29 protein-coding genes and 1 tRNA gene are annotated in these 26,095 nt (G+C 46.9%); 25 read left to right on the top strand and 5 right to left on the bottom strand.

The genetic code is table 11. The annotated features are described in order from the left end of the window. Positions 1-26 precede the first annotated feature (26 nt). A complete protein-coding gene (locus tag AC6I2O_RS01140) occupies positions 27-380 on the top strand; it encodes a metal-sensing transcriptional repressor (protein WP_497742484.1) in 354 nt (117 codons plus the stop codon). Between the two features lie 71 nt (positions 381-451). Here the strand turns inward: AC6I2O_RS01140 and AC6I2O_RS01135 are convergent. Continuing rightward, a tRNA-Thr gene (locus AC6I2O_RS01135) sits at positions 452-524 on the bottom strand. A gap of 183 nt (positions 525-707) precedes the next feature. On the opposite strand from AC6I2O_RS01135, the gene AC6I2O_RS01130 reads away from it, so the two are divergent. The 5 genes from AC6I2O_RS01130 (at position 708) to AC6I2O_RS01110 (ending at position 4,370) form a co-directional block, all read left to right on the top strand. Beyond that, complete coding sequence (locus AC6I2O_RS01130; RefSeq protein ID WP_120391417.1) at positions 708-1,475, top strand: DUF134 domain-containing protein; 768 nt, start codon at positions 708-710, stop codon at positions 1,473-1,475. A gap of 234 nt (positions 1,476-1,709) precedes the next feature. Beyond that, positions 1,710-2,162: a LytTR family DNA-binding domain-containing protein gene (locus AC6I2O_RS01125; RefSeq protein WP_120391418.1), complete on the top strand. Its 453-nt coding sequence runs from the start codon at positions 1,710-1,712 to the stop codon at positions 2,160-2,162. After that, positions 2,152-2,673, top strand: a complete 522-nt coding sequence (locus AC6I2O_RS01120) for a DUF3021 domain-containing protein (RefSeq protein ID WP_120391419.1) — start codon at positions 2,152-2,154, stop codon at positions 2,671-2,673. Before AC6I2O_RS01125 ends, AC6I2O_RS01120 begins: the two co-directional genes overlap by 11 nt. Positions 2,674-2,748: 75 nt before the next feature. Then, positions 2,749-3,585 carry an ABC transporter ATP-binding protein gene (locus tag AC6I2O_RS01115; RefSeq protein ID WP_120391420.1) on the top strand — a complete coding sequence of 279 codons (837 nt, stop codon included), beginning with the start codon at positions 2,749-2,751 and terminating at the stop codon, positions 3,583-3,585. Next, positions 3,582-4,370, top strand: a complete 789-nt coding sequence (locus AC6I2O_RS01110) for an ABC transporter permease subunit (protein WP_120391421.1) — start codon at positions 3,582-3,584, stop codon at positions 4,368-4,370. Before AC6I2O_RS01115 ends, AC6I2O_RS01110 begins: the two co-directional genes overlap by 4 nt. Positions 4,371-4,518: 148 nt before the next feature. Here AC6I2O_RS01110 and AC6I2O_RS01105 read toward each other — a convergent pair whose 3' ends face one another. Both AC6I2O_RS01105 and AC6I2O_RS01100 read right to left on the bottom strand, forming a co-directional pair. Beyond that, the gene (locus AC6I2O_RS01105; protein ID WP_120391422.1) at positions 4,519-4,989 is read right to left on the bottom strand and encodes a DUF4358 domain-containing protein; all 471 of its coding nucleotides are present in this window, start codon (positions 4,987-4,989) and stop codon (positions 4,519-4,521) included. A 53-nt stretch (positions 4,990-5,042) separates the two neighbouring features. Beyond that, positions 5,043-6,041, bottom strand: coding sequence for a GDSL-type esterase/lipase family protein (locus AC6I2O_RS01100; protein WP_120391423.1), 999 nt, complete (start codon positions 6,039-6,041; stop codon positions 5,043-5,045). 311 nt (positions 6,042-6,352) lie between these two features. Between AC6I2O_RS01100 and AC6I2O_RS01095 the strand changes: the two genes are divergently transcribed. The 5 genes from AC6I2O_RS01095 to AC6I2O_RS01075 are packed head-to-tail and all read left to right on the top strand — an operon-like array spanning position 6,353 to position 10,833. After that, positions 6,353-7,774, top strand: a complete 1,422-nt coding sequence (locus AC6I2O_RS01095) for an MBOAT family O-acyltransferase (protein WP_120391424.1) — start codon at positions 6,353-6,355, stop codon at positions 7,772-7,774. A gap of 41 nt (positions 7,775-7,815) precedes the next feature. After that, positions 7,816-8,955, top strand: coding sequence for a DHHW family protein (locus AC6I2O_RS01090; RefSeq protein WP_497741559.1), 1,140 nt, complete (start codon positions 7,816-7,818; stop codon positions 8,953-8,955). 47 nt (positions 8,956-9,002) lie between these two features. After that, complete coding sequence (gene thyA, locus AC6I2O_RS01085; protein WP_120391426.1) at positions 9,003-9,851, top strand: thymidylate synthase; 849 nt, start codon at positions 9,003-9,005, stop codon at positions 9,849-9,851. Positions 9,852-9,878: 27 nt separating this feature from the next. Then, entirely contained in the window at positions 9,879-10,349 is a 471-nt protein-coding gene (locus AC6I2O_RS01080; protein WP_497741558.1) for a DUF3783 domain-containing protein, read from the top strand. Further along, positions 10,324-10,833, top strand: a complete 510-nt coding sequence (locus AC6I2O_RS01075) for a dihydrofolate reductase (protein WP_120391428.1) — start codon at positions 10,324-10,326, stop codon at positions 10,831-10,833. The genes AC6I2O_RS01080 and AC6I2O_RS01075 overlap by 26 nt, the downstream gene beginning before the upstream one ends. Before the next feature lie 204 nt (positions 10,834-11,037). Here AC6I2O_RS01075 and AC6I2O_RS01070 read toward each other — a convergent pair whose 3' ends face one another. Together AC6I2O_RS01070 and pyrB are read right to left on the bottom strand one after the other, a co-directional pair. Beyond that, positions 11,038-11,478: an aspartate carbamoyltransferase regulatory subunit gene (locus AC6I2O_RS01070; RefSeq protein WP_120391429.1), complete on the bottom strand. Its 441-nt coding sequence runs from the start codon at positions 11,476-11,478 to the stop codon at positions 11,038-11,040. Further along, positions 11,472-12,392: an aspartate carbamoyltransferase gene (gene pyrB / locus AC6I2O_RS01065; RefSeq protein ID WP_120391430.1), complete on the bottom strand. Its 921-nt coding sequence runs from the start codon at positions 12,390-12,392 to the stop codon at positions 11,472-11,474. The genes AC6I2O_RS01070 and pyrB overlap by 7 nt, the downstream gene beginning before the upstream one ends. Before the next feature lie 252 nt (positions 12,393-12,644). Here pyrB and AC6I2O_RS01060 point away from each other — a divergent pair, with 252 nt between their 5' ends. From AC6I2O_RS01060 to AC6I2O_RS00995, 14 genes are all read left to right on the top strand, one after another. Continuing rightward, a complete protein-coding gene (locus tag AC6I2O_RS01060) occupies positions 12,645-13,028 on the top strand; it encodes a PH domain-containing protein (RefSeq protein ID WP_120391431.1) in 384 nt (127 codons plus the stop codon). An 84-nt stretch (positions 13,029-13,112) separates the two neighbouring features. Next, positions 13,113-14,699, top strand: coding sequence for a peptide chain release factor 3 (locus AC6I2O_RS01055; RefSeq protein WP_120391432.1), 1,587 nt, complete (start codon positions 13,113-13,115; stop codon positions 14,697-14,699). A gap of 170 nt (positions 14,700-14,869) precedes the next feature. Further along, on the top strand, positions 14,870-15,250 hold the full coding sequence (locus AC6I2O_RS01050) for an Asp23/Gls24 family envelope stress response protein (RefSeq protein ID WP_120391433.1): 381 nt from the start codon (positions 14,870-14,872) through the stop codon (positions 15,248-15,250). Positions 15,251-15,448: 198 nt separating this feature from the next. Continuing rightward, positions 15,449-15,844 (top strand): transcription antitermination factor NusB, encoded by a 396-nt coding sequence (gene nusB, locus AC6I2O_RS01045; RefSeq protein ID WP_120391434.1) that lies wholly within the window; start codon positions 15,449-15,451, stop codon positions 15,842-15,844. 16 nt (positions 15,845-15,860) lie between these two features. After that, positions 15,861-17,063 carry an exodeoxyribonuclease VII large subunit gene (gene xseA / locus AC6I2O_RS01040; RefSeq protein ID WP_120391435.1) on the top strand — a complete coding sequence of 401 codons (1,203 nt, stop codon included), beginning with the start codon at positions 15,861-15,863 and terminating at the stop codon, positions 17,061-17,063. A gap of 21 nt (positions 17,064-17,084) precedes the next feature. Continuing rightward, positions 17,085-17,399, top strand: coding sequence for an exodeoxyribonuclease VII small subunit (gene xseB / locus AC6I2O_RS01035; RefSeq protein WP_497741557.1), 315 nt, complete (start codon positions 17,085-17,087; stop codon positions 17,397-17,399). Then, positions 17,377-18,276, top strand: a complete 900-nt coding sequence (locus AC6I2O_RS01030) for a polyprenyl synthetase family protein (protein WP_120391436.1) — start codon at positions 17,377-17,379, stop codon at positions 18,274-18,276. The genes xseB and AC6I2O_RS01030 overlap by 23 nt, the downstream gene beginning before the upstream one ends. A gap of 6 nt (positions 18,277-18,282) precedes the next feature. After that, positions 18,283-20,154 carry a 1-deoxy-D-xylulose-5-phosphate synthase gene (gene dxs / locus AC6I2O_RS01025; protein ID WP_497741556.1) on the top strand — a complete coding sequence of 624 codons (1,872 nt, stop codon included), beginning with the start codon at positions 18,283-18,285 and terminating at the stop codon, positions 20,152-20,154. Positions 20,155-20,169: 15 nt separating this feature from the next. Next, entirely contained in the window at positions 20,170-20,970 is an 801-nt protein-coding gene (locus AC6I2O_RS01020) for a TlyA family RNA methyltransferase (protein WP_497741555.1), read from the top strand. An 8-nt stretch (positions 20,971-20,978) separates the two neighbouring features. Then, positions 20,979-21,914: an NAD(+)/NADH kinase gene (locus tag AC6I2O_RS01015; RefSeq protein WP_120391438.1), complete on the top strand. Its 936-nt coding sequence runs from the start codon at positions 20,979-20,981 to the stop codon at positions 21,912-21,914. Between the two features lie 13 nt (positions 21,915-21,927). Then, positions 21,928-22,383 carry an arginine repressor gene (gene argR, locus AC6I2O_RS01010; protein ID WP_120391439.1) on the top strand — a complete coding sequence of 152 codons (456 nt, stop codon included), beginning with the start codon at positions 21,928-21,930 and terminating at the stop codon, positions 22,381-22,383. 47 nt (positions 22,384-22,430) lie between these two features. After that, positions 22,431-24,113 (top strand): DNA repair protein RecN, encoded by a 1,683-nt coding sequence (recN, locus tag AC6I2O_RS01005; RefSeq protein ID WP_120391440.1) that lies wholly within the window; start codon positions 22,431-22,433, stop codon positions 24,111-24,113. 95 nt (positions 24,114-24,208) lie between these two features. Then, on the top strand, positions 24,209-25,501 hold the full coding sequence (spoIVB, locus tag AC6I2O_RS01000) for a SpoIVB peptidase (RefSeq protein ID WP_120391441.1): 1,293 nt from the start codon (positions 24,209-24,211) through the stop codon (positions 25,499-25,501). Positions 25,502-25,690: 189 nt separating this feature from the next. Next, positions 25,691-26,035 (top strand): hypothetical protein, encoded by a 345-nt coding sequence (locus AC6I2O_RS00995; RefSeq protein WP_120391442.1) that lies wholly within the window; start codon positions 25,691-25,693, stop codon positions 26,033-26,035. Positions 26,036-26,095 lie beyond the last annotated feature (60 nt).

The raw sequence follows: 26,095 nt of genomic DNA, 5'->3' as shown, positions 1-26,095 counted from the left end.
CAGCAGATGGGGTTCCATATGAACATATCCATGAGGAGACGGAGCCACATGCGCACAGCTCGGAAACAGGAGTGTCCGTGCACAGCCATTCTTTGAAAGAAGGCCATGTGCATACGCATACACATGAAAATACCCGTGCTGTGTTGAACCGTCTTTCCCGCGTGATTGGACATGTAGAATCCATTAAACGTATGGTAGAAGACGGCAGAGATTGCAGTGAAGTCTTGATTCAGCTTTCTGCCGTGAAAGCTGCGATCAATAATGCGGGAAAAGTAATTTTGCAGGATCATATCAAGCATTGTCTGGTGGATGCGATTGAGTCCGGAGATATGCATGAAATAGAGGAATTGAACAAAGCAATAGACCGTTTTATTAAATAAAGCGGTCTATAAAAAAGATAGTGGATAAATTAATATATAAAAAAAGCCTTGCAATAGCAAGGCTTTTTTTCAGCCGGAAATGGGACTTGAACCCACGACCTACGCATTACGAATGCGTCGCTCTACCGACTGAGCTAATCCGGCATACATACGGCGTTCCAACCGACTAGAATATTATATAAAATTACTGGAAATTTTGCAAGTGTTTTTTTGTATTTTTTTAATTTCATAAAGGAAAAAATGTAAAAAATAGATGAAATAATTATTGACATATGTCAATAATAAAACTATACTGGGATTATAAAAAGGAAAAAAGAGAGGAAGGCAATGCCAAGACCATGTAAAAAAAGACGCATTTGTGCCGTGCCTTCCTGCCGCAGTTTTGGTCCCAGAGCAGAAAGGCCTGAGATGAAGCGTACGGCTATGACGCTGGATGAATATGAGTGTGTCCGGCTGATCGACTATGAGGGGCTGACACAGGAGCAGTGCGCGGTACAGATGGATGTTGCGCGAACGACGGTCCAGGCGATATACAGCAGCGCCAGATTGAAAATAGCTTCCTGCATTGTTGAGGGACGCATGCTTGATATAGCAGGTGGCGATTTTATCCTGTGTGCAAAGCAGGAGGGGTGTTGCCATCGTTATTGTAGCGATGGGATGCAGATGATTCACAGAAAAGGAGAGAAAAACACGATGAGAATTGGAGTAACTTACGATAACGGAGAAATTTTTCAGCATTTTGGACATACAGAACAGTTCAAAATTTATGATGTAGAGGGTGATAAAGTAACCCAGTCGCTGGTGGTTGATACGAACGGCAGTGGCCATGGCGCACTTGCAGGCTTTTTGCGGGCAAATCAGGTGGATGTTCTGATCTGCGGAGGAATAGGCGGGGGCGCACAGAATGCACTTGCATCGGCTGGCATCCGTCTGTACTGTGGCGTGACAGGAGCTGCCGATGCGGCAGTAGATGCACTGCTTGCAGGTACCCTTGCATATTCCACAGAGGCGAACTGCAGCCATCATGAGCATGGGCATTCGGAAGGCGCGTGTGGAAGTCATGGGTGCGGATCACATGGCTGTCATCATGAGTAAGGTACACAGAAGAACATTACGAGAAAATTTAGTTTTCATTGGTTTCAGGGCCTGAAGTTTGGCCTTATAAAGGAAGCTCCACGGTAAAGGAGCTTCCTTTTTTAATGCTACTTGCTATTTTTCAGTTTGTTTTACTGCATTTTAACCGAAAGAAATGGCATCTTAGCTCTTTTTGTGTTGTAATATTTTCAGAGAATGTTAAAATGAACAAAATGAGAAGAAGGAGGAGCTTTGATGAAGCTTACGTTACATCAGATCACGGAGGGAGAGGACGAAATCGTGATCTGCTACCGGAGCATGACGCCGAGAATAGAAACTCTGGTGGAATTTGTACGTGGAGATGTGCAGAAGATACCTGCGGTCTGGGAAGAACAGACGGTTTATCTTGCTCCGGAGGAGATTTTTTATCTGGAAAATGTTGATGGGATAACGTATGCTTATCTGGCGGATAAGGTAGCAAGGATTTCTTCGAGTTTAAAGGCGCTGGAACTGCGATATACCAGAAGAGGCTTTTTTCGATGCGCGAAAGCAATGATTTTGAATATCAATAAAATCAGTTATCTGAAAAGTGAACCTGGAGGTCGGATACGGGCAACGATGGAGAATGGGGAACAGGTAATTATTTCGCGGAAATATGGAAAAGAGCTGCGGAGGATACTGAAAGGAGGCGAGGAAGATGTGGAATAGACTGGGGTGTTATTTCGAAGCGCATATGAGGTGTTGGAGGAGATTAAAACGTTATTTAAGTACAGAAATTATGATTGAATACAGAGCGTGTCTGTATTTTTGCTGTATTTTGTTTTTTTACTGCTGCTATCTTGGGTTGCACGGAGATTTTTTCGCCAGGGTTCCAGTTTTGGTAGAGATGATTTTGCTTACGTATGCGATGTGTTATCTGCAACTTTATGTGTTTCAAAATTTTGACGAGACAGATCATCTTGGACGGTGGGGCCTGGCCGGGATTTTGGTTTGTTCTGTCTGTTATACAGCGGCCTCCTGGATTTTTCTATGGTTTGACCGAAAAAAAACGGTGACGGCACTTTTTTGTATTTATATGGTGATGGTTTATGTGAGTGTCCGTCTGGCAAACAAGATAAAGCGGAGGATTGATACGGAGCTGCTGAATCAGATGCTGGATAAATATAAGTCAGAGCAGAAGAAGGGCGGTCAGGAACCGGAAAAAAGTGCTGTGTCATAACAGGCAGTTGTGAAATTTCGTGAGATAAGAAGAAACACAGAACGATTGTTCCACAATGAGAAAGGGAGACTGGATATGGAATATGCTGTAGATATCAATCATCTGACAAAGTTTTATGGAAAACACAGGGGAATAAAAGATATATCGCTTCAAGTTGAAAAAGGAGATATATTTGGCTTTCTTGGTCCAAACGGGGCAGGGAAATCGACTACGATTCGGAGCATGCTTGGATTTTTGAGGTATCAGGAGGGAAGCATTCGGCTGCTTGGAATGGATGCTTCCACACAGCACCGGGATCTGATGCGGAGGGTTGGTTACATGCCGTCGGAGCCGTTTTTTTATCCGGATATGAAGGTCAAAGATGTAATTTCCTTTGCAGCCGGGGCACAGGGGAAAGACTGCAAGAAGATGTCGCATCGGATGTGCGAAATGTTTGAGGTGGAGCAGGAGAAGCGCATACGTGAGCTTTCGCTCGGTAATCGCAAAAAGGTAAGCATTGTCTGCGCCATGCAGCATGAGCCAGAGCTTCTGATTCTGGATGAGCCGACTTCCGGGCTGGATCCGCTTATGCAGGACGCGTTTTTTCATCTTCTTCTGGAATACAAAGAAAAAGGAACCACTTGTTTTTTGTCCTCCCATGTGCTTTCTGAGGTTAAGCGGTACTGTCAGAATGCAGCGATTATACGGGAAGGAGAGCTGATACGGGTAGATTCCGTGGAAAATCTCTCCAGGTCACGGGTTCGGCGTGTGCGTGTGTGGAAAAACGGGAAAGAGGAGCATTTTTCCTGGTATCAAAGTGCACAGGAGTTGATTCATAAGCTTGAGGAAGAAAAGGTAGATGACGTACTGATCGAAGAACCGTCGCTGGATGAGCTGTTTTCAGCATATTATGAGAAAGGAACGGAAAAATGATACTGTGGAAGCATGAACTGAGAATGAATAAAAAGGTGCTGCTCTTTTGGTCGTTTGGTGTGGGGATCATCTGTTTCGGATGCCTGTTGCTCTTTGAAAGCCTGGCAGATACGATTGCGCAGATGGCCGGATTTTACGCCAGTCTCGGTATGTTTGCAAAGGCGTTTGGCATGGATCGTCTGAATATCGGGACCGTAGAGGGATTTTATGCAACGGAAATTGCAATGGTTTTTTCAATCGGAGGTGCGATGTTTGCAGCGCAGATTGGAGCGTCTCTCTTAGCGAAAGAGGAGGAAGGGCATACTGGAGAATTTTTGCATACGCTTCCGTTTACAAGAACAGCGGTAGTGGGATGGAAATACCTGGCTATGCTTGCGATGCTTCTGGTGTTCCAGATGATCTGCATGCTCTGGGAGCTGGCAGGTATGGCGCTGATTGGAGGAATGCCGAATCTGAAATCGTATGTCTGGTATCATGCAGCGCAAATCCTGCTGCAATTTGAGGTGGGCAGTATTTGTTTCCTGATTTCAGCAATCAGCCGGAAAAAACAGCTTGGAGGAGTATTTAGCCTTGCCGTATTTTTATATCTTGCAGATATGCTTTGCCGTGTTATACCGGGAATTGAGTGGCTGAAATACGTAACGCCTTACTATTTTTCCAATGCGGCAGATATTTTTACAAAAGGCAAACCGGATGCTGTTCTGGCAGCAGTTTGTTGTGCAGTGACAGTACTAACCGGAATCGGGGCGCTAGTAGTCTACAAGAGGCGGGATTTAGCCAGTTAAATAAACATTCTTTCAAAATTAAAACCTGGGAGAAATACGTAAGCATAGGGTGCTTTTTGTTTTGGAACCCCACTTATATATTCCTCCCAGGTTTATCCTGTTTTATAAGATTTTACAACCTGTCCTTTGCTATAAAATTCAGAAAGGACTAAAATCCGTAATCTTTCAGAATATCGTTTGCTTTATCCGGATCATCGCAGACGCACAGTACAGTGTAAGAACCGGCGCTTTTGATAATAGCCTCATCGAGCTTTTTCACTTCGCCTTCATTGTAAGAAGCGTAAAGGCTGGACTGATTATCCACTCTTGTCTGGAAGAGTTTTTCTACATTGGCCGTATCTTTGGCGTCTTTACTTTTTACAACAGCGATCTCACATGCGGTAGCGCCGGAGCTTGCATATGCAGCGCCTTCTTCGATTACGCCGTCTTCAAAGAAATAAATGGAAGAAAGCATATCAGAAGCTGTCTCACTGAGTGTGTCTGAAGTAACTGCAGCCTGAAGCTCATTCGCAAGCTTGGCGGTGTCTACTGTGATGTCTTTTTCCTTTCCGCCGCCGCAGGCTGTCAGGCAGAGTGCCATGGAAGCGGTGCAGAGGATTGTGGTAAATTTTTTCATCATAAAGTTCCCCTCTCTATATGTTTGTTTCGCATCTGTATGCCGATATCGTCTGTTTAAACAGAATCATCAGCATCAGTTGTTGCCTCTGTTTCATCGGAAGATGTGTCGTCCGGCTGGTTGACCGGAATGTAATGGCTTTTGAGGTAATCGAGCATCTGTTTACAGTAATCCGGGTAAATATGCACTCCGTCACTGGAAGCACCGTCGATCAGAGCACCATAGCCATTGGACAGAAATTCATTCAAATTCAGATAATGATAACCCTGTTCCTCACAGATATCAAGCAGGATGGAGTTGATTTTGTCGACATTCGCATTGTTGACATACTGTGTGGAATCAACCTTGGATTCTTCTACATAAATAACGCTGCATATATAAATGAGCGCGCCTGGCTGAATTTCCTGGAAACGTTTCACTGCGGATACGAATCCGTCCTGGAAAGAGTTCCAGTCATATTCACCGAGGTCATTTGTGCCGAGCATGATATAGATTTTGTTGTAGGTTCCTCCCGAGAGTGCCGCTGCAACTGTGATATTTCCATCCGGTGTCTGGATGATATTTTCACTTCGCATGGAAGAAAGAGACATTCCGACGCTTGTGAAAAAACGGCCCTGTGTGATGCCGGAAGCGTTTCGGAAACCTTCCATTCTGGAGTCACCAATAAAAACGGCATCTGAAAAATAGGAATCATCGACAGGTGTTGAGGCCTTTGGAACAACTGCGTTGCTCGAAGGGGCCGATGTAGTGGAATGATCAGAACCTTCCGGAATACTCAGGTTCCCCGGAAGACCTGCAAGGGAAGCCTCCATGGAAGAAGATCCATTTGTCGTGGAAGCGTTTTCTGTCTGCTGCGATTCTGTCATACTGCCCGTTGACGAGGCAGATGTGCCTGACTGAGCAGTAACAGGGGAAGCATTTGTGACAGAACGGTATGTAAACATTGTCACAACGAGGCGGCCTTCAAAAACGACCAGAACTACCGTGACTAAAATCAGAAGATTTAGGATAAGATGATCCTGCTTCTTTGCGCGTTTGCGCTTCGGTTTACCCATAAATTGTCTCCTGCACTTCTTGTAATCTATAATATATGAACAGTAATTTGTTTTGATGCTGTCTGCAACTGGCAAAGGCAGGGATGTCCCTGTCAGGCAGGCATACGGATATATTATATAAGAAACAGGGGTAAAGTCAAGTGGTTCACAAAGCAGAAATCAAATTATAGGGAAAAAAGTCGCAGGAAAATTTAATTTGCTAATCTGACTTCTTTATTATATAATCGGCCTTAGAGCGTTCCGGACGCGGCGGTGGAAGAGTACTGCTTGCAGGGTCTGTGACGTTGCAGTAAAATTACAGGAGAAAAGATATGGTTTTCAGCAGTTTACTGTTTCTGTTCCGGTTTTTGCCGGCAGTTCTTGTTGTGTACTATCTGGCGCCGCGTTCTCTGCGGAATCTGGCGCTTCTGTTATTCAGCCTTTTGTTTTATGCATGGGGGGAGCCGGTTTATATTATTCTGATGCTGGTTTCCATTCTTGTGTCCTATATGGGCGGAATTATGGTCGACCAGATGAAACAAAAGAACCGCGAAAAGGGGGCAAAGTTTGCGCTTGTGGCGTCTTCCGTTGTCAGTCTGTCGTTGCTCGGTTTTTTTAAATATGCGGATTTTGCCATTGATACGGCAAACAGCCTCACAGGAGCCGGACTGGATCTTCTTCATGTTGCGCTGCCGATCGGAATTTCTTTTTATACGTTTCAGACCATGTCTTATACGATTGACGTATATCGGGGAGAGGCGCGAGTACAGAAAAATCTGATTTCTTTCGGGGCTTATGTCACGATGTTTCCACAGCTGATTGCAGGTCCGATTGTTCAGTATAAAACGATTGATGAACAGCTCAGAAGCAGAAAGGAAACTTCGATTCAGTTTGCAGAGGGTGTAAACCGTTTTATGCTGGGGCTTGGGAAGAAGGTGCTTCTGGCAAACAATGCGGGACAGCTCTGGAACAGTATTCAGACAATGTCCGTCGCGCAGCTGCCGGTACTTACCGCCTGGATGGGCCTTGCGGCGTATACGTTTCAGCTGTATTTTGATTTTTCTGCATATTCTGATATGGCGATTGGCCTGGGGCACATGTTCGGGTTCCGCTTTCTGGAAAATTTTAATTATCCGTATGTATCAAAAAGTATCACGGAATTCTGGCGCAGATGGCATATTTCTCTGGGCACGTGGTTTCGGGATTACGTGTATATTCCGCTCGGCGGCAACCGCGTGAGCCGACTGTTTCATGTACGCAACATTCTGGTGGTATGGCTTCTTACCGGAATTTGGCACGGAGCAAGCTGGAACTTTGTGATCTGGGGAGTCTACTACGGAGTATTATTGTTAATTGAAAAATTTTTCCTTGGGAAATATCTGAAAAAACTGCCGTCCGCCATTCAGCATGTGTATTGTCTCTTTTTTGTGATGCTTGGCTGGAATCTTTTTGTGTTTGAAGATATGGGAGCAGGTCTTGCTTATATGAGGGCCTTGTTTGGCGGCTACGGAAGTGGAGTCGTGAACCGGGAGTTTGTATATCTTCTATATAATAATGCGGTTTTGTTGCTACTTCTGATTTTGGGCAGCACACAGCTTCCGAAACGAATCGGCGGATGGATTTGCCGCGTACTTTCTGGGAATGATATTGCAGTGATCGTGGTCCGGAATCTGTTTTATGCCGGTATTTTTCTGCTCTCGGTGGCGTGGCTGGTGGATGCTTCATTTAATCCGTTTTTGTATTTCCGCTTTTAAGGAAATCAGAAACTTATCATTGAGAAATAAAGAGAGGTATTATGAACAGAAAACAGGCGTGGAATGTGATTACATTGTTCTGTATTATGATTTTTGGATTTACTGTTGCAACGTTTTTAAAACCGGATGCACAGCATTCAGAATCTGAAAACAGGGACCTTGCGCAGATGCCGAAGGTTACGCTGGAGTCGGTTTTGAGCGGGGACTTTGAAGCCGATTACGAGAAATACCTGACGGATCAGTTCGTGGGGCGCGACGGCTGGATTGGCCTTAAGACAGGTGTGGAGCGGGCGACCGGGCGCAGGGAGAGCAAAGATATTTATTTTGCGAAAGATGATTATCTCATTGAAAAACATACCGGTTCTTTTACGACCGATACGGCACGACAGAATGTGCGGGTGCTGGGGCAGTTCGCCAAGCAGTATCAGGACAGATTTGAGAGTGGGCATATGACCTTTATGGTGATACCGAATGCGGTGGATATTTTAAGCGATAAGCTTCCGCCGTTTGCGTCGCCGTATGACGAGGAGCAGTATTTGAAGGAGCTGGAAGCGGTTTTACCAGAGGGTATGTGGTTTGATGCGGCCGCTGTTTTGCGGGAGCATAAGGAAGAAGAGATTTATTACCGTACGGATCACCACTGGACGACGCTGGCCGCCTTTTATACGTACCAGGCGTGGGCAGGGCAGCAGGGGGGTGTGGTGCCTTCACAGGATGATTATGAGATAGAGACTGTGACAGACAGTTTTGAGGGAACCATTCAGTCCAAACTTGGCATTCGCACGGAACAGGATTCGATCGAACTGTATCAGCACAAAGAAGATATCTTTTATACAGTGGAGAAAAACGGAAATCCGGAAATCACATACAGCCTGTATGATTATCCGTCTTTGCGTACAAAGAGTAAATACAATGTCTTTTTTGGAGGAAATCATGCGCTGGTCAAAATTGCCACGCGCCAGAATACCGGAAAACGGATTCTTGTTGTCAAAGACTCTTACGCACATTGCTTTGTGCCGTTTCTGTTAGATGGATATGACCAGATTGATATGCTGGATATCCGTTACTACAATCAAAAGCTAAGTGAGCTGATTGCAGAAGGGGAATATACGGATTTTCTGTTTTTGTATAATGCGTCTGGATTTGCAGAGGACACGGGAATCAGCCGACTCATTTATTGAGCAGGCTTTAGAAAGATCAACTTAGGAAGACAGACAGGAGGATATTTATGAGTTACGCTGACAAGATTTTTAAGGAAATGTGCCTGGATATTCTGGAGCATGGTGTGAGTACAGAGGGGGAGAAGGTTCGTCCTAAATGGGAGGATGGTTCCAGTGCCTATACGGTGAAGCGATTTGGTGTGGTGAATCGCTATGATCTTCGCAAAGAGTTTCCAGCCATGACGCTGCGCCGCACGGGGATTAAAAATGCTTTTGACGAGCTTTTGTGGATCTGGCAGAAAAAGTCAAACAATATCCATGAGCTGAACAGTCATATCTGGGACAGCTGGGCGGATGAGACAGGGAGTATCGGGAAAGCTTACGGGTACCAGCTTGGTGTGAAGCATCAGTACCGGGAAGGCCTGATGGATCAGGTGGACCGAGTACTGTATGATCTGAAGAATAATCCGTACAGCCGAAGGATTATGACGAATATTTACGTTCATGCGGACCTGCATGAAATGAACCTTTATCCGTGTGCCTACAGTATGACATTCAGCGTGACGAAAGAGGCGGATGACGACCGCCTGGTTTTGAATGCGATTCTGAATCAGAGATCGCAGGATGTCCTGACTGCAAATAACTGGAATGTTGTGCAGTATGCACTTCTGGTGCATATGATTGCGCAGTGCTGTGATATGCAGGTGGGAGAGCTGGTACATGTGATTGCGGATGCGCACATTTATGACAGACACATTCCACTTGTGAGAGAATTGATTACGCGGGAAGAGCATCCGGCGCCGAAGGTATGGTTGACGCCTGGAATCAAAGATTTTTATGCATTTACGGTGGAGGATTTGCACGTGGAAGATTATGCAACGGGACCGCAGATTCGTAATATTCCGGTGGCTGTGTAGGTGCAATAAGGCTTCTGAGCGGTCAGTTTGAACGATATACTGGCCTGTGATGGAAAGGAACAGAGTGTGAAGATGCAGGATTTGGCTTTTATTTTATGTTATACCGAAGAGGATAGGAAATGGGAGCAGATTGAGGCGCTTTGCAGTCGCCTGGGATGCGGTGCAAGGCGGCTTTGCGCTGCGGATATTGAGCGGCGCGTCGGTGTTCTTGCCGGGATGAAAGCGGGCGAATTGCAGGGGGTGCAGGAGAAAAGAAAAGCGCCGGCCGTGTATCATCAGGCGGAAATTCTTGTGTTTGTGGCATTTTCAGAGGAGAAGCTGGATTTGTTTTTGCGAGCTTATCGGCAGGCTGGGATTGCACCGATTCCGCTGAAAGCAGTTCTCACGCCGCATAACTGTAGCTGGAGTGTTTACGAGCTTACGCAGGAGCTGATGCGGGAGCATATCGCGATGATGGAGAGGAGAAATACAGATGAATCTGATCGTGGCAGTAGATAAAAACTGGGGAATTGGAAAGGGAAACAAGCTTCTTGTGAGTATTCCGTCCGATATGAAATTTTTTCGGGAGACAACTTCCGGCAAAGTAGTGGTAATGGGGAGAAAGACGCTTGAGAGTTTTCCGAACGGACTTCCTTTAAAAAACAGGACCAATATTGTGCTGACAAAACGTCCGGATTATCAGGTAAAAGACGCGATTGTTTTGCACACGGTGGAGGAGGTTCTGAAAGAGCTGAAAAAGTATGAAAGCGATGATATTTATATTATCGGAGGAGAAAGCATTTACCGGCAGTTCCTGCCGTACTGCAACACGGCTCATGTGACAAAGATTAACCACGCGTATGAGGCAGACGTTTATTTTCCGGATCTCGATGCAATGGATGAGTGGGAGATTACGGCAGATAGCGAGGAGCAGACGTATTTTGATTTGGAATATGTGTTTTTGAAATATGAGAGGGTAGTGAAAGGCGGAGGTATGGATTAATCCGGACGCCCGGGAGGGGACGGCTGCCCCTCGCAAACGCGCTTTCGCTCCGTTCGGCACGCAGCGGTACTAAATTCGTTTGGCGCTTCGCTTAAACTCATGAAGTACCGGCGGCCTCACAGGGTTTGCGTTGAGCAGTCGTCCCCTCTCGGGCTGTTTCTGTGTTAAGAATTCAAATTGTTAAATTTTGTAGTGGGTGGTTTTTTAGTTTTTTTTGCGGGAGCTGCGGTATTTTTCTTCGCAGTACATGCAGCGGTAGGTTTCGCGTTCTTCGTCGGCGAGGAAGAAGATTTGGTCTAGTTCCTGTTCGATGGAGGTGATGCACCGCGGGTTTTTGCAGTGGATGATGTTGATGAGTTTTTTGGGTAGTTTCAGGTCTTTTTTTGCTACGATTGCGCCGTTTTGGATGATGTTGACTGTGATGCGGTGGTCAATGAAGCCGAGAACATTCAGGTCAAGTTCATCAATCGGGCATTCTACTTTGATGATGTCTTTTTTTCCCATCTTGTTGCTGTGGGCGTTTTTGATGATTGCGACACAGCAGTCCATCTGGTCGAGTTTCAGGTATTTGTAAATTGACATGCTTTTTCCGGCTTCTATGTGGTCAAGTACCACGCCTTCGTTTAATTGTCCGACATTTAACATACTTTTACCTCCAACAGTGTGAGAATCAGTGCCATTCTGACGTATACGCCGTATTGTACCTGTTTGAAATAGGCAGCGCGGGGATCGTCGTCAATATCGACGGAAATTTCGTTTACTCTGGGAAGTGGGTGGAGAACGATCATGTCCGGTCCGGCCAGTTTCATTTTTTCACGGTCAAGAATGTAGAAATCTTTCATGCGCACGTAATCTTCTTCGTTGAAGAAACGCTCTTTCTGGACTCTTGTCATGTAGAGAAGGTCCAGATCAGGCAGCGCGTCCTCGAGGCGGACGACTTCTTTGAAATTCTGGTGGTTCCGGCGCAGGACGTCCTCGCGGATATTATCGGGAATGCGGAGCTCTTCCGGTGAAATCAGGATGAAATTGACATCAGGGTAGCGGATCAGAGCCTGAATCAGAGAATGTACCGTGCGGCCGAATTTGAGATCACCGCACAGGCCGATCGTAAATTTGCCGAGACGTCCCTTGAGGGAGCGGATGGTCAGCAGGTCTGTAAGTGTCTGAGTCGGATGCTGGTGGCCGCCGTCTCCGGCATTGATGACCGGAATACGGGATTTTGTGGAGGCTACAAGCGGGGCACCTTCTTTTGGGTGACGCATCGCGCAGATGTCTGCGTAGCAGGAGATGACGCGGATCGTGTCAGAAACGCTCTCTCCTTTGGCTGCTGAGCTGGAATCGGCCGAAGAAAAACCAAGTACGCTACCACCCAGGTTCAGCATCGCTGCTTCAAAACTGAGTCGTGTACGTGTACTTGGTTCATAAAATAAAGTGGCTAATTTCCTGCCGGAACAGGCATGTGCATATTTTTCAGGATTTGCTTCAATGTCGTTTGCCAGATCGAGAAGACGGTCAAGCTCCTCTACCGAGAAGTCCAAAGGACTCATTAAGTGTCTCATGTTATCCTCCTTGCTTTATAGCTTCGGTAAAAAATACTCCAGTTTTCTTTCGCCATATCATACCGTATCTGAACTGGAAATTCAAGAGAAAAGATAAATTTTTTCTTGTCTTCGTTTTTGAAATACGTTATAATTTTCGAAATAAAGACAGTGTAAGGATTTGAATGCAGATGTTCCCTATGTATTTTCAGGGAACTGATTTTGAATGAGAGTTTCGCAATTGGTTCATATTCAGAGACAAGGAGGAATGTTATGTCATATAAAGAGAAAAAGCGGTGGGCTTTTCTGGGGCTGCCCCTGACATTTACCACTTATATAGTGCAGGAAGAGATCATTACTGTGAATTCAGGTTTTCTGAAACGGGTGGAAAATGACTGCTACATGTATAAAGTAGTGGATGTGCGGCTGGAGACGAGTCTTCTGGAGCGTATTTTCGGGTTGGGAACTGTGCATTGCTTCAGCGGCGATGTGACGGACCCGGATTTGCGTTTGATGCATATTAAAAATGCAAAAGAGATCAAAAATTATATTTTGAAACAGTCGGAGGAAGAGCGGCTTCGAAGAAAGACGCTGAATACGCAGAGCCTTGACGGGACGCCGGGTCTCGGGACTGAGGACAGCTGTGATTTCGATTGACAGTTTTGTAAAGCCCTGTTAGAATAAGCAGGGCTTTTAATCGTTTTATAAGAGGTCTGAAAAAAACAGTTGGAGGGAAATGCTGTGGGCAATATAAAAGAAGAGATTACGAAAAGACGGACGTTTGCCATCATTTCGCACCCGGACGCAGGAAAGACGACGCTGACGGAAAAATTCCTGCTTTACGGCGGAGCGATCAATCTAGCCGGTTCGGTAAAAGGAAAGGCGACGGCGCGCCATGCTGTTTCAGACTGGATGGAGATAGAGAAGGAGAGAGGTATTTCGGTTACTTCTTCCGTGTTACAGTTTAATTATGGCGGATACTGCATTAACATTCTGGATACTCCGGGACATCAGGATTTCTCGGAGGATACGTACCGCACGCTGATGGCAGCCGATTCTGCCGTGATGGTGATCGACGCTTCAAAGGGCGTGGAGGCACAGACGAGAAAGCTTTTTAAGGTCTGTGTGATGCGGCATATTCCGATTTTTACCTTTATTAATAAGATGGACCGCGATGCGAACGATACGTTTGAGCTTCTGGATGACATCGAGAAGGAGCTGGGGATTGCAACGTGTCCGATCAACTGGCCGATCGGTTCAGGTAAAAATTTCAAGGGTGTTTATGAGCGCGGGACGCGGAAAGTGACGACATTTACGGACACTCAGAAGGGAACGAAGGCCGGGGTAGCTACAGAGATTGACGTGGATGCGCCGGAGCTTGAGGAATTTATCGGCACACAGAATAAAGAAACTCTGATGGAGGAGATTGAGCTGCTGGACGGCGCTTCCGCGGAGTTTGACCAGGAACTGGTCAGCCAGGGTAAGCTGTCGCCGGTATTTTTCGGTTCGGCTTTAACGAATTTCGGAGTGGAGATTTTTCTGAAGCATTTCCTGTCCATGACAACATCACCGCTGCCCAGAACAGCAGACTGCGGTGTGGTTGATCCGATGGAGGAGGATTTTTCCGCTTTTGTATTTAAAATTCAGGCAAATATGAATAAGGCGCATCGTGACAGGATTGCATTCATGCGCATCTGTTCCGGAAAATTTGATGCCGGGATGGAGGTGTATCACGTGCAGGGGGAACGCAGACAGCGTTTGTCGCAGCCGCAGCAGATGATGGCACAGGAGCGTCATATCGTAACCGAGGCGTATGCGGGCGATATTATTGGCGTGTTCGATCCGGGGATTTTTTCGATCGGTGATACCATCTGTATGCCGGGCAAAAAATTTGCATACGAGGGGATTCCGACCTTTGCTCCGGAGCATTTCGCACGGGTGCGGCAGCTTGATACAATGAAACGAAAACAGTTTGTCAAGGGTATCAATCAGATTGCGCAGGAAGGCGCCATTCAGATTTTCCAGGAGTACAATACCGGAATGGAAGAGATTATTGTCGGCGTTGTCGGCGTATTGCAGTTTGACGTGCTCAAATACCGTCTGGAAAATGAATATAATGTAGATATTCGTCTGGAAATGCTGCCGTACGAGCATATCCGCTGGATTGAAAATGAGGAGATTGACCTGAACCGGATTGTCGGTACATCTGATATGAAGAAGATCAAGGATCTGAAAGACAGGCCGCTTTTACTGTTCGTGAACAGCTGGTCCGTGGGCATGGTGCTGGAGCGAAATGAAGGTTTGATTCTGTCAGAATTTGGCCGGTAAAGGAAGAATGCGAAATCTTTCTTGCCAAATATGATTTTGTTCACTATAATATAGGTTATGGAAAGCTGCAAATGCAGATCTCCATAAAAGGCATGGAACATGCCGCGCGTTTTGTTATATGGTATAATATAGACAATGAACAATTATAATTGATCTTTTGGAGGTATCTCATGGAAAATACAGAACTTCATACACATAAATTAGAAAATGAAGAGAAATTTGGCGAAGTTCGCATTGCAGATGAAGTGGTCGCTATTATTGCGGGGCTTGCGGCATCGGAGGTGGACGGCGTTGCCTCGATGGCAGGGAATGTGACGCGTGATCTGATCGCAAAGCTTGGTACAAAAGGACTTTCCAAAGGTGTTAAGATTACGATGGATGAGAATACGGTACACGTAGCGCTTGCTATCAATATTCACTATGGCTACAGCGTTCCGGCGACCAGCTCCAAGATTCAGGAAAAGGTAAAGACAGCGATTGAGACAATGACAGGTCTTGAAGTTGCAGAAGTGAACATTAAAATCGTAAATGTTTTAATGGATAAGAACTAAACAGAGGCTGCTGCACAAATCGTTTTTCATACAGACGGTAATAGATCAGAGGCTTTCCGGCCGGAGTTTTTCTATTCTCTATTCGGGAAGTACTCTGAATCGGTCTGCGTGTGAACATTTTGTGAAGCAGCTTTTTTATATCAAAGAAAAGTATTACGTGGCAGGATTCTTATTTCATAAGAGGAGAAAGAGCGGGATATGAAAAGAAGTGAAATCAGGGAGCATATTTTCAAACTTGTTTTCTGCGGAGAGTTTTACAGCAGCAGTGAGATTCCGGAACAGGTAGAGCGGTATTTTGCGAATTTGCCGGAAGCGACGCAGGAAGAACATGATTATATGACAGAAAAATTTGGGCATATTAAAGATCAGATCCCGGAACTGGATGGGAAAATCAATGAAGTGGCAAAAGGATGGAAAACAGACCGGATGGGAAAGACCGATCTGGCAGTCCTTCGGCTGGCTGTATATGAAATGCTGCATGACGATGAGGTTCCGGTAAAGGTTGCCATCAATGAGGCGGTAGAGCTTGCCAAGAAATATGGCGGAGATGATTCTCCCTCTTTTGTGAATGGAGTTCTGGCAAAGCTGGCATAACAGAGGTTTGACTTATATGCAGAAAGTTTATTCCGTTGGTCAGATCAACACGTACATCAAAAATATGTTTTCACAGGATTTTGTACTGAACAGAATCAGTGTCAGGGGAGAGGTCTCGAACTGTAAATATCATACGTCGGGACATATCTATTTTTCGCTGAAAGATGCGGTTGGTACGATTGCCTGTATTATGTTTGCCGGTGCCAGAAAGGGACTGGCTTTTCGGATGTCTGACGGACAGCAGGTGGTGGTGGAAGGCAGTGTAAATGTCTACGAGCGTGATGGCAAGTATCAGCTGTATGCGAATCGCATTCAGCTGGACGGTGCGGGAGTTCTGTACGAACGTTTTCTGGCGCTGAAACAGGAGCTCGAAGAGATGGGCATGTTTTCACGGGAATATAAAAAAGCCATTCCGTCTTATGTGCGCCGGATGGGGATTGTGACGGCTCCGACCGGAGCGGCCGTGCGGGACATTATCAATATCTCCACACGCCGTAATCCCGGGATTGAGCTGATTTTATATCCGGCCAGGGTTCAGGGAGAAGGTGCGGCGCAGAGTGTGGCTGACGGGCTTGCAAAGCTGGATGCACTTGGACTGGATGTAATTATTGTCGGGCGCGGTGGCGGCTCGATTGAGGATTTGTGGGCGTTTAACGAAGAACTTGTGGCGCGGGCTATTTTTGCCTGTCATACGCCTGTGATTTCGGCAGTGGGACACGAGACAGATACGACGATTGCAGATTATGTTGCGGATTTGCGGGCGCCTACGCCTTCTGCGGCGGCTGAGCTTGCAGTTATGGATGTACGTGGAGTGCAGGAACGGCTGCAGGACGAACGCAGGCGCATGGAACGGCTGCTCTGGTATCGGATTGAAAGCAGCCGGATGCGGCTCGATGAAAAGAGAATGCGGCTTGAGCATTTAAGCCCGGTACAGCGTGTCCGGGAATTGAGAATGCGTGCGGCAGATCTGGAGGAACAGCTTGAGACGCAGATGAAAATGTCGCTGCAAGAGCGGCGGCATCAGATGGCGGTCTATATTGAGCGTATGAAAGGACTTTCGCCGCTTGAAAAGCTGGCGCAGGGTTACGCGGCTGTGACAGATGGAGCGGGCAAACGTGTATTTTCCGTTGAGCAGGTCCATAAGGATGAAGAACTGGAACTGCTTGTGAGCGATGGCAAGATTGTGGCGCAGGTGATGCGGACCGAAAAGATTCGCTAGTAATGCGGAGGTGGGACAGCTATGCAGGAGCAAGATAAGAAATCGAAAGAGATGACGCTGGAGGAAAACGTGGAGCAGGGCAAAAAGACGGAAGAGACGATGCTGGAGGAGACCGTAGTACAGGGCAAAAAGACGGAAGAGTTGACACTCGAAGCGTCCTTTGCCCGGCTGGATGAAATGCTGGAAAAAATGGAAGACCGAGAGCTTCCTCTGGAAGAATCTTTCCGGCTGTATCAGCAGGGGATGGAGCTTCTGGCCAGCTGTAATGAAAAGATAGATGTGGTTGAGAAAAAAATACGTATCATGAATGGGGATGGTGGATTTGACGAATTTTGACAGTCAGATGAAGAAACGCGTGACAGAGATAAAGAGCATTATCCAGAGCTACCTTCCGGAGGAAAAAGGATTTCAGCGGACGCTTCTGGAGGCTGTGGATTACAGTATGCTGGTTGGCGGGAAAAAACTGCGCCCGCTTTTGATGCAGCAGACGTACGTCATGTTTGGCGGTTCGTCTGCGGTGATTCAGCCTTTTATGGCAGCGATTGAGATGATTCACACCCATTCGCTGATTCATGACGACCTTCCGGCAATGGACAATGACGAATATCGCCGAGGAAAGAAGACGACACACGTTGTTTATGGAGAGGCGATGGCGATCCTGGCAGGCGACGCGCTGTTGAATCTGGCGTATGAAACTGCTTCCAGGGCTTTTGATATGGAACCGGAGAATCCGGGAATAGGCAGGGCGTTTCAGATTCTTTCCGGGAAAACCGGATACGACGGCATGATTGGAGGGCAGTCTGTAGACGTAGAGTATGTCAATCAGCCGCTGACGCAGGAACAGCTCTATTTTATTTACCGGCTGAAGACAGGCGCTCTGATTGAGGCGTCTATGATGATCGGCGCGGTTCTGGCCGGAGCGTCTGAAGCAGAAATTGAAAAGGTACAGCAGATTGCAAGGAATGTCGGGCTTGCTTTTCAGATTCAGGATGACATACTGGATGTGATTGGAGAGCAGGAAACGCTTGGCAAACCGGTCAACAGCGATGAGAAAAATAACAAGACGACATACGTGACGGTTAAAGGACTGGAAAAAGCACAGGAGGATGTGGCAGCATACTCAGAGGAGGCCATAAAGATTCTGGATGAATTGTCCTGCGACAATGAATTTTTGCGGGAATTGATTCTGAATCTGATTCATCGCAGTGCGTAAGGAAGGATGGCGTTTATTCTGTTAGAGAAAATAAATGAAGTAAACGATATCAAAAAGATAGAAAAAGAGAAGCTTCCGGAGCTTGCGCAGGAAATCCGTGATTTTCTGATTGAAAATATCAGCAGGACCGGAGGGCATCTGGCGTCCAATCTGGGGGTTGTGGAGCTTACGATGGCGCTTCACCTGAGCTTTGATCTGCCGCGCGACAAGATGATCTGGGACGTCGGGCACCAGGCTTATACGCATAAGATTCTGACCGGCCGCAAGGATGGATTTGATAGTCTGCGTAAATTCGGCGGTATGAGCGGCTTTCCGAAGCGAAAAGAAAGCGATTGTGATGCATTTGATACGGGGCACAGCTCCACTTCGATATCAGCCGGACTTGGCTATGTCTGTGCGCGGGATGTGCGCGGCGAGGATTACTCGGTGGTCTCTGTGATTGGTGACGGAGCGCTGACCGGCGGGATGGCATATGAGGCGCTCAACAATGCGGCGCAGCTGAAGACGAATTTTATCATTGTTCTGAATGACAATGAGATGTCTATATCCCGGAATGTAGGCGGCATTTCCGCGTATCTGAGCAATATCAGGACCGCGGAAAAATATACTGGTTTGAAGCTGGGTGTGGAGAATACCTTGAATAAAATTCCAGTGTATGGCGGAAAACTGGTCAGAGGGCTGCGCAATACGAAACAGGGAATCAAACAGTTTTTCGTGCCGGGAATGTTTTTTGAGGAGATGGGAATCACGTACCTCGGACCGGTGGACGGGTATAACATTCCACGGCTGATGCGTGTTTTTCAGGATGCAAAACGAGTAAACGGTCCGGTTCTTGTGCACGTACTGACGAAAAAAGGAAAAGGCTATGCTCCGGCAGAGCGGATGCCGTCACGGTTCCATGGAGCGGAGCCATTTGATGTGGAGACAGGGCTGCCGCTTAAACGAAAGAAAAAAGCGGCGTATACAGATGTGTTTTCCACTGTGATGTGCAAGATGGGCGCGCGGGAGGAAAAGCTGGTGGCTGTAACGGCAGCGATGCCGGACGGTACAGGGTTGAAACGTTTCCGGAATATGTACCCTGAACGTTTTTTCGATGTCGGAATTGCAGAGGGACATGCGGTGACGTTTGCCGCTGGGCTGGCTGCGGGCGGTTTAAAGCCTGTAGTGGCTGTCTATTCGTCTTTTTTGCAGCGTGGATTTGACCAGGTGATTCATGACGTCTGTATCCAGAATCTTCCGGTTGTGTTTGCAGTGGACCGCGCAGGGCTGGTGGGAAGCGACGGAGAGACACATCAGGGGCTTTTTGATTTGTCCTATCTTTCCAGTATTCCGAATATGTGCGTCATGGCGCCAAAAAACAAATGGGAATTGGCCGATATGCTGAAATATGCCATTGCATATGATGGGCCGATTGCACTGCGTTACCCGCGGGGAGAGGCATATGACGGATTACAGGAGTTTCGTGCGCCTGTAGTATATGGGAAAAGTGAGATACTTTATGATGAAAACGGGCTTGCGCTTGTGGCGGTCGGGAGTATGATCGAGACGGCGCTGGAGGTTCGTGACCGGATGAAAGAGCTGGGCTATCATTGCAGTATTGTAAACGCCCGGTTTGTAAAACCAATAGATGAAAAGATGCTGGATTATCTGGCGCAGGATCACCGGCTGGTGGTTACAATGGAGGAAAATGTCAAAAACGGCGGTTTTGGAGAAAAGGTACTGGAATACTATCATGAAACCGGTGCAGATCTTCATGTGTTGCAGGTGGCATTGCCAGATGATTACATTGAGCATGGAAATGTGGAGGTGCTCAGAAAAGAGGCCTGCGTTGATGCAGATTCTATATTTAAGAAGATCATTGCGCAGTATCAGCAGTAGAAATAGGAGCAGAAAATGAAGGAACGATTGGATGTACTTTTGGTACAGCAGGGACTGGCGTCTTCCAGGGAAAAGGCGAAAGCGGTGATTATGGCCGGTAATGTTCTGGTAAATGGTCAGCGCGAGGATAAAGCCGGGACAATGATTGACATAAAAGCGGAGATTACAGTAAAGGGAAACCAGCTCAGATATGTGAGCAGGGGAGGTCTGAAGCTTGAAAAAGCAATGGAGCATTTCGGACTCTCTTTGGAAAGCTGCGTCTGTATGGACGTCGGCGCATCTACGGGAGGATTTACGGACTGCATGCTGCAAAACGGCGCTGTGAAAGTATATTCTGTCGACGTTGGCCATGGTCAGCTTGACTGGAAGCTGCGCAACGATGAACGTGTGGTCTGCATGGAAAAGACAAATATCCGGTATGTGGTTCCGGAAGATATTCAGGAAAGGCCGTCGTTTGTGTCGATTGACGTTTCGTTTATTTCTCTGACGAAGGTACTGCTTCCGGTGCGGGAGCTCACGACAGAGGATGCGCAGATTGTCTGCCTGATTAAGCCGCAGTTTGAAGCCGGGCGGGAAAAGGTCGGAAAAAAGGGCGTTGTGAGAGATCCGAAGGTGCATGAAGAGGTCATTTACAAGGTGATTGATTATGCCGGGACAATCGGTCTTTGCGCTTTGGCGCTGGAGTTTTCACCGATCAAAGGGCCGGAGGGAAACATTGAGTATCTGCTGCACCTGAAAAAGACAGCAGAATCGTCTGTTCTGGAACAAGGAGCTGTGGAGAAAATCGTAGCTGTGGCACATGAAACGCTTGACTGAGGGTACCGATGAATAAATTTTATGTGATTACAAATTGTCTGAAAGATCCGGAATGCAGGACAGCCGGATACATAAAGGAGTATCTGGAGTCTCGGGGAAAGACCTGCTATATCCACCAGGAGGAGCAAAGAGGTCTGTCTGTGCGGCCGGATGGAGAACCAGAGCAGTATACGCAAGAGGAAGGCAGTGGAAATAATGCGTATTACGGAGTTTCGTGTGGCTACCGCTATACAGATGCCGGTTGCATTCCGGCGGATGTGGAATGCGTTCTGGTGCTCGGCGGCGATGGGACGCTTTTGCAGGCGGCCAGAGATCTTGTGGAGACAGAGCTGCCGCTGCTTGGCGTAAATATGGGAACACTTGGATATCTGGCTGAGATTGAGCACCGCAGTATCCAGCCCGCGCTTGATAAGCTGATGGAAGGGGCGTATTCGCTCGAACACCGGATGATGATTCAGGGGGCTGCCTGGCATCAGAATCGAAAGCTGCTGGAGGATATTGCACTGAATGATATTGTGATTTCCAGAAACGGACGTCTCCGGATGGTTGATTTCAATATTTATGTGGACGGCGTTTTTTTAACCTCGTATTCCGCAGACGGAGTGATCATAGCAACGCCGACCGGTTCGACCGGGTATAACCTGTCGGCAGGCGGGCCGATTGTGGCGCCGCAGGCGTCGCTGATGCTGCTGACGGCGATTGCACCGCATACTTTAAATTCCAGGCCGATTGTACTGCCGGACGGAGTGGAGATTACGATTGAGATTGCTTCCGGTCACAGCACGGATGTCGACGGTGCGGAGGCTACGTTTGACGGAGATACGTCAGTGAAACTGAATACAGGGGATAAGATCGTAATAACGAAATCAGAACGCAGAGCTTCGATGGTTAAAATGAAAAATACGAGTTTTCTGGAAATTTTGCGTGAGAAAATGAATAAATAGAGAGGGTTTTGCTATGAAAATCGGAAGACATGCCAAAATTGTCGATCTGATCGGAAAATATGATATTGAGACACAGGAAGAACTGGCGGAGTACCTGAAACGTGAAGGCTACCGTGTGACGCAGGCTACGATATCCCGCGATATACGGGAACTGAAGCTGACAAAAATTGCAACGAACGACGGCAGACAGAAATATGCGCTGATGCAGAGCCAGAGCAGCGGAATGAATGAAAAATACTTGCGTGTTCTGAAGGATGGTTTTGTATCCATGGACATGGCACAAAATATTCTTGTGGTGAAAACGGTTTCCGGTATGGCAATGGCGGTAGCGGCCGCGATTGACGCGATGCACTGGGGCGAAGTGGCAGGGTGTATCGCGGGGGATGATACGATCATGTGTGCGATTCGCAGCGTAGACGATACAATCATTGTTATGGAAAAGATCAGCCGGATTGTCGGACGGAAATGAAAAGAAACGGTATGGCATAGGCCGTTCGGGAGAGAGCAGGGAAAGATATGTTAGTCAGTTTACACGTAAAAAATATGGCTCTGATTCATGAGGCAGAGGTAGATTTCGGCCCGGGACTGAACATCATGACAGGTGAGACAGGGGCGGGTAAATCCATTGTGATCGGTTCCGTCAATATCGCGCTTGGAACCGGGAATTTCAGGGATTATGTTCCGGAAGATGCAGATTATGCTCTGGTGGAGCTTCTGTTTTCGACTCGAAATCCCCGAGTGCTGAAGAAGATGGAGGAGCAGGAAATTGCCTGTCCGGACGGAGAAATTATTATCACACGAAAATATAAGAGCGGGCGCAGCGTCAGCAAAATAAACGGCGAGACGGTTCCGGTTTCTGTCGTGCGGGAATTGGCCGGTGAGCTGATTGATATTCATGGGCAGCATGAGCATCAGTCGCTGTTATATGCGAAAAATCATCTGGCGATTCTGGACGGTTTTGCGGGAGAACAGCTGGAAGAAAAGATTCGGCGGTGCCGGGAGCTTCACCGCTCATATCAGAAAGCGAAACGCGACTGGAAAAAGGCAAATGAGGACGAAAGTGCGCGCGCAAAAGAGCTTGATTTTTTACAGTTTGAGATTCACGAGATGGAGTCAGCCGCTTTGCGGCCGGGAGAAGATGAGGAGCTGGAAGGAGCCTATCGCCGCATGACAAATAGCCAGCGCATTATGGAAGCGCTTTCTGAGGCAGCGGCGCTCACCGGGGCAGACAGCTATTCAGGAGCCAGCGAAGAGATTGGCCGTGCTGCACGTGCGATTGGCTCTGTGCGGGCTTTTGACGGGCCGTTGGCAGAGCTTGACCGTATGCTGGCAGATATCGAAGATCTGCTTGGAGATTTTAACCGTAGTCTGTCTGATTACATGGATGAGCTTTCGTTTGACGAGCAGGAGCTCGGCAGTACACAGGAGCGGCTGGATCTGATCAATCATTTAAAGACAAAATATGGAAAAACGATAGAGCAGATTCAAAAGGTCGAGCAGGAAAAAAGGGAACGTCTGGAGATTCTGGAAAATTATGAAGGATATCTGGAACAGCTTCGGATTTCTTATGAAAAAAAGAAACAGGAACTTTGGAAATTAGCGGATGAAATTTCTAAAATCCGCAAATCCTATGCAAAACAGTTATCTGCAAGGATTACAGAAGCACTGGTTGATTTGAATTTCCTGGAAGTACGTTTTGCAATTGATTTTAAAGAACTTGAGGAGCCTGTAGAAAATGGAAAAGATGAAATCTGTTTTCTGATTTCCACGAATCCGGGGCTTCCGCTGCGGCCGCTGGGAAGCGTTGCATCCGGAGGCGAGCTTTCCAGAATTATGCTGGCGATCAAGGCTGTGATGGCAGATAAAGACGCGGTGGAGACGTTGATTTTTGATGAGATTGATACCGGAATCAGCGGAAGAACAGCGCAGAAGGTTTCAGAAAAAATGGCGGTGATTGCCGGAAACCATCAGATAATCTGTATCACGCACCTGGCACAGATTGCAGCTATGGCTGATCAACATTACATTATCGAAAAAAAGCCGGCAAACAGCAAAACCGTTACTAATATTGGACTGTTGTCCGAGGAAGAACGTATTTCAGAGCTGGCGCGTATTCTTGGAGGTGCAAAGATTACAGATACGGTACTGGAAAGTGCGCGCGAAATGAAAGAACTGGCAAAAAACGCAAAAAAATACTAGAGTGTTTTGCACACGAAATCCACATACTGAAAGCAGAGACTGAGAAATTGAGGGCTCTGCTTTTTTGATATGGAATTTAAAGTGAGGTGCAAAAGATGAATGTCAGGAAGAACTACAGAAAATTTGTTCTTTTTTTACTTATTTTGAGTATGATTGCGCTCGGATACAGTGGGGTAGAGCTGCTTAAAAATCAAATCCCGGATCAGATTCTGGTATCGGAGGAGGAAGAATTTTCAGCCATTTTTCCAAGTGTATTCAAAGGTCTGATCCAGACAGAGAGAGTGAGCAATAAGGAGTCGTCTGATTCTTTAGGCAAAGAAGCTTCTGGTGATGAGGCGGCAAAAGAAGCTTCTTTATCAGGCAATGAATCAAAAAGAAATGAGGCGGAAGAAGCTGTTCAGGTTTCTTGCAGTCTGCTTGGACAGATTCGGCTGAAGACGGTGAATGTGACGATGGTTCCCCGCGACCATGTTTATGCCGGAGGAACTCCGATCGGAATCTATTTGGAAACGGATGGAGTGCTGGTCGTTGATACCGGCGCGATTACAGGAATGGATGGCAGAGAATGTTGTCCGGCAGAGAATATCGTGAAATCCGGCGACTATATACAATCCGTAAATGGCAGGCAGGTATCCACGAAGGAAGAGTTGATTTCGCGTATTGGAGAGTGCGACGGTTCGGATGTAATTCTCGCAGTGGCTCGTGGAGAGGAAAAAATCAGCCTTCGCGTTACGCCGGTGCAGGACGCAGATGGAAACTATCGTGCGGGAATCTGGGTGCGAAACGATACGCAGGGAATTGGAACGCTGACGTATCTGGAAGAGGACGGAAGTTTCGGGGCACTCGGACATGGAATCAGTGATATTGATACCGGAGAAATATTGGATGTACGCGGCGGTACGTTGTACGATGCGGATGTGGTTTCGGTTGTAAAAGGACAGCAGGGAGTTCCAGGCGAGCTGTCCGGTGTGATTCATTACAGTGAAGGCTACAAAATCGGAGAAATCAAAACCAACTCTCAGAATGGGATTTTCGGGACAGTCAGCAACCTGCCGGGATTAATCGGAGAAAAGCAGCTCTACGAGACTGCCCACAAGCAGGAGGTTGAGACCGGCAAGGCCGCGATTTTGAGTTCTGTGGATGGAACCTGCCGTGAATATGAAATCATCATCAAAGAGATACGCCTGAATGGAAAAGAAGAAAATAAAGGTATGGTACTGGAAGTGACAGATGAGGAGCTTCTTGAAAAAACGGGAGGAATTGTGCAGGGCATGTCGGGGTCTCCGATTATCCAGAACGGAAGAGTGATCGGGGCAGTGACCCATGTTTTTGTGAATGATCCGACGAAAGGATATGGGATTTTTATTGAAAATATGTTGGAGCATTGAGCCGTGCGGCAGCAGACAAAAAAGGACTTTAATCGGGGAAAAGCAGAGCTTAATTGCCGGTTGTATATTGATATCTGTGCGTGTTACAATAGCTTAAATATAACCGGGATACCTGCGGTGCACAGGAAATTTATATAAAGAATAATTCTGGCTTAATTTCAGGATTCAGACCCAGTAAAGGAGGATAAGGTGAGCATCTGCAATAATCATCGTAAGACTGCAATCATTGTTTTCTTTTCGCTTATTCTCCTCTTATTTTTGTCTCTCCATTTTCATATCTGGAGCGGAAATTATATAGAGGGCGACCTGGAGAGTATGGTCAAACAGCATATGGACGTACTTGACAATGGGAGCACAGAAGCAGAAGCACTGGATCTAAAACCACATCGGGATTTTTTGGACACAGCGTATTTGCCTTACAGGGAAATAAATGCATGGTTCCAGTCTGTTTATTTGACGGAAAAGTGTTTTTCTTATTATTTTTTTCGTCCAAGTATCACGCTATGCAGCTTGTCGGTGCGTATGGATGATTGAATTTTTCTGATCTTTCATATTTTTTTCGCAAAAAGATAGGAATCGAATCAGGAGGATTCA

The organism is Blautia sp. St.27G3, assembly GCF_059728505.1.
Note: the sequence above shows the minus strand (reverse complement) of the source record. Positions and strands in the feature narration are given on the sequence as shown.